This window comes from Bradyrhizobium sp., assembly GCF_016462955.1.
GTDB lineage: Bacteria > Pseudomonadota > Alphaproteobacteria > Rhizobiales > Xanthobacteraceae > Bradyrhizobium.
Map to the genome: position 1 here is coordinate 1 of NZ_JAEMSD010000746.1, position 2,508 is coordinate 2,508.

General features: G+C 66.0%; 5 protein-coding genes. All 5 read left to right on the top strand.

Annotated elements, in window-relative coordinates; genetic code table 11:
- A partial coding sequence (locus JHD07_RS37755) for a histidinol dehydrogenase (protein ID WP_291631467.1) occupies window positions 1-128 on the top strand: 128 nt, incomplete at its 5' end.
- Window positions 125-622: a UPF0262 family protein gene (locus JHD07_RS37760; protein WP_291631458.1), complete on the top strand. Its 498-nt coding sequence runs from the start codon at window positions 125-127 to the stop codon at window positions 620-622. The genes JHD07_RS37755 and JHD07_RS37760, both read left to right, overlap by 4 nt.
- A 71-nt stretch (window positions 623-693) precedes the next feature.
- Entirely contained in the window at window positions 694-1,161 is a 468-nt protein-coding gene (locus JHD07_RS37765) for an arsenate reductase ArsC (RefSeq protein WP_291631460.1), read from the top strand.
- 155 nt (window positions 1,162-1,316) lie between these two features.
- Window positions 1,317-1,946 carry a Maf-like protein gene (locus JHD07_RS37770; protein WP_225113370.1) on the top strand — a complete coding sequence of 210 codons (630 nt, stop codon included), beginning with the start codon at window positions 1,317-1,319 and terminating at the stop codon, window positions 1,944-1,946.
- A gap of 145 nt (window positions 1,947-2,091) precedes the next feature.
- Window positions 2,092-2,274: a DNA gyrase inhibitor YacG gene (gene yacG / locus JHD07_RS37775; RefSeq protein WP_291631464.1), complete on the top strand. Its 183-nt coding sequence runs from the start codon at window positions 2,092-2,094 to the stop codon at window positions 2,272-2,274.
- Window positions 2,275-2,508: the final 234 nt, after the last annotated feature.

The window sequence follows — 2,508 nt, forward strand, 5'->3', positions numbered from 1 at the left end:
GTACCTCGATCCTGAAATGCGGCCCCGAGCAATTGCGTGCGCTGGGACCTGCCGCGATGACGCTCGGCAAGGCGGAGGGGCTGGACGCCCATTCGCGCTCGATTGGATTGCGCCTCAACCTGTCATGACAAAGCCGCCCGCTCAGGACGACACGGCCAACCGCATCGTCGGCATCACGCTCGACGAGGAATCGATCGGCCGTTCCGGTCCCGATATCGAGCACGAGCGGGCGATCGCGATCTACGATCTGATCGAGCAAAACCTGTTCGCGCCCGAGGGCGCGGAGGGGAAGGGCCCGTTCACGCTGCATATCGGCATCACCGGCAACCGGCTGATGTTCGACATCCGCCGCGAGGACGGCACGCCGGTCGTCGCGCATCTGCTGTCGCTGACGCCGTTCCGGCGGATCGTGAAGGACTATTTCATGATCTGCGACAGCTATTACCAGGCGATCCGCACCGCGACGCCGGACAAGATCGAGGCCATCGACATGGGCCGCCGCGGCATCCACGACGAGGGATCGCGCACGCTGCAGGAGCGGCTGAAGGGCAAGGTGCGGGTCGATTTCGAGACCTCGCGCCGGCTGTTCACGCTCATCACCGTCCTGCATTGGAAGGGTTAGGGCATGGCCCGGACAAGTGTGCAGCGGTTTTCCGACAAGGCCATGCCCTCTATCAAAAGAGGCTGAGCGCGATGGCGGGTCCGCCACGCGCACGCGATCCACAATCGGTGCTGTTCGCCTGTGCGATGAACAGCGTGCGCTCGCCGATGGCCGAGAGCCTGCTGCTGCACATGTTTCCGCAGGGCCTCTACGTGAAGTCGGCCGGCAACAGGAAGGGCGAGCTCGATCCGTTCGCAGTCGCCGTGATGGCCGAGCTCGGCCAGGACATCTCGGGCCACAAGCCGCAGACCTTCGAGGAGCTGGAGGATTGGGAGGGACTGAACTTCGACCTCATCATCACGCTCTCGCCCGAGGCGCATCACAAGGCGCTGGAGCTGACGCGAACGCTCGCGGCCGACGTCGAATATTGGCCGACGCAGGATCCCACCACCATCGAAGGTAGCCGCGAGCAGAAGCTCGCCGCCTACCGCGAGGTCTGCGATCAGCTGTTGATGCGAATCCGCCGTCGGTTCGCCAAGACGGGCGCGGCGAGCGGGTAGCATGCGGCGCCCGTTACACCGGCGTCACAGGATGCAGGCACTTCAATGCCGAAGGCTCGAATCACCAAACCTCGGGTTCCCGGGTTGTGAAATCAGCCCCCTTCCGATAGGTTCCGCGCGCAATTCACCCCTGCTGCCATCCCCCAAATCACCTGATGCTCGGCCGCCCCAAATTCGTACTTGCCTCCGGTTCGCCGCGGCGCCTTTCGCTGCTCAACCAGGCCGGCATCGAGCCGGATGCGCTCCGGCCGGCCGACGTCGACGAGACGCCGCGACGGGGCGAGCTGCCGCGCGCCTGCGCCAACCGCCTCGCGCGGGCCAAGGCGGATGCCGCGCTCAAATCGGTGCAGCTCGACGACGAGCTGCGCGGGGCCTTCATCCTCGCTGCCGACACGGTGGTGGCGGTGGGCCGCCGCATCCTGCCCAAGGCCAACCTGGTGGACGAGGCCGCGCAGTGCCTGCGGTTGCTGTCGGGCCGCAACCACCGCGTCTACACCGCGATCTGCCTGGTCACGCCGCGCGAGGCCTTCCGCCAGCGCCTGGTCGAGACCCGCGTCCGCTTCAAGCGCCTCTCGGAGGACGACATCCAGGCCTATATCGGCTCCGGCGAATGGCGCGGCAAAGCCGGGGGCTACGCCGTGCAGGGCATCGCCGGCTCGTTCGTGGTGAAGATGGTGGGCTCCTACACCAACGTCGTCGGCCTGCCGCTCTACGAGACCACGACGCTGCTCGGCGGCGAGGGCTTCCCGATCCGCTTCGGCTGGCTCAACACCACCACCGTGTGAGCCGAAGGCCGCGGCCCGAACAAAACCGCGAAAACAACCCCATGCACAGTAGAAGGGGCCGCGACGGCCTCCTGCGCCGCCGCTCCGGGAACCCGTTTGCTGACAGGCGCTTGAAGCCTTTCATCTCGTGTAAGCTGTCGACTTCATGAATGACCAAGTCGAAAAGTCCGCCGGCCCGGGGAAGGCCTGCCCGATTTGCGGCAAGCCGCAGTCGGAAAAGACCCGCCCGTTCTGCTCCTCCCGCTGCCGCGACGTCGACCTGAACCGCTGGCTGAAGGGCTCCTACGTCATCCCCGGCCGCGACGACGACGCCGACGACGCAGAATAGATCAATAATCTCAGTTGCTTGAAGCCGGTGCCGGCCAGCCGCAGTCAAGCCGCCGCACCTTGTGCACAGCCGGGCCGCGCCCGGCGAAGCCTCTTGGCGAAGCCGGGTGGACAGGCCGCCCCGAGCCCACTATAAACCGCCCGCTCGATGGGCTTTGGCCCCTCTGTTGGAGCACGCCCAGGTAGCTCAGTTGGTAGAGCATGCGACTGAAAATCGCAGTGTCGGTGGTTCGAT

What these genes read in the sequence shown, in the direction of transcription:
- JHD07_RS37760 (WP_291631458.1), top strand. Translation starts at nt 125, where the DNA reads ATGACAAAGCCGCCCGCTCAGGACGACACGGCCAACCGCATCGTCGGC.
- JHD07_RS37770 (WP_225113370.1), top strand. Translation starts at nt 1,317, where the DNA reads ATGCTCGGCCGCCCCAAATTCGTACTTGCCTCCGGTTCGCCGCGGCGC.
- yacG (WP_291631464.1), top strand. Translation starts at nt 2,092, where the DNA reads ATGAATGACCAAGTCGAAAAGTCCGCCGGCCCGGGGAAGGCCTGCCCG.
- JHD07_RS37765 (WP_291631460.1), top strand. Translation starts at nt 694, where the DNA reads ATGGCGGGTCCGCCACGCGCACGCGATCCACAATCGGTGCTGTTCGCC.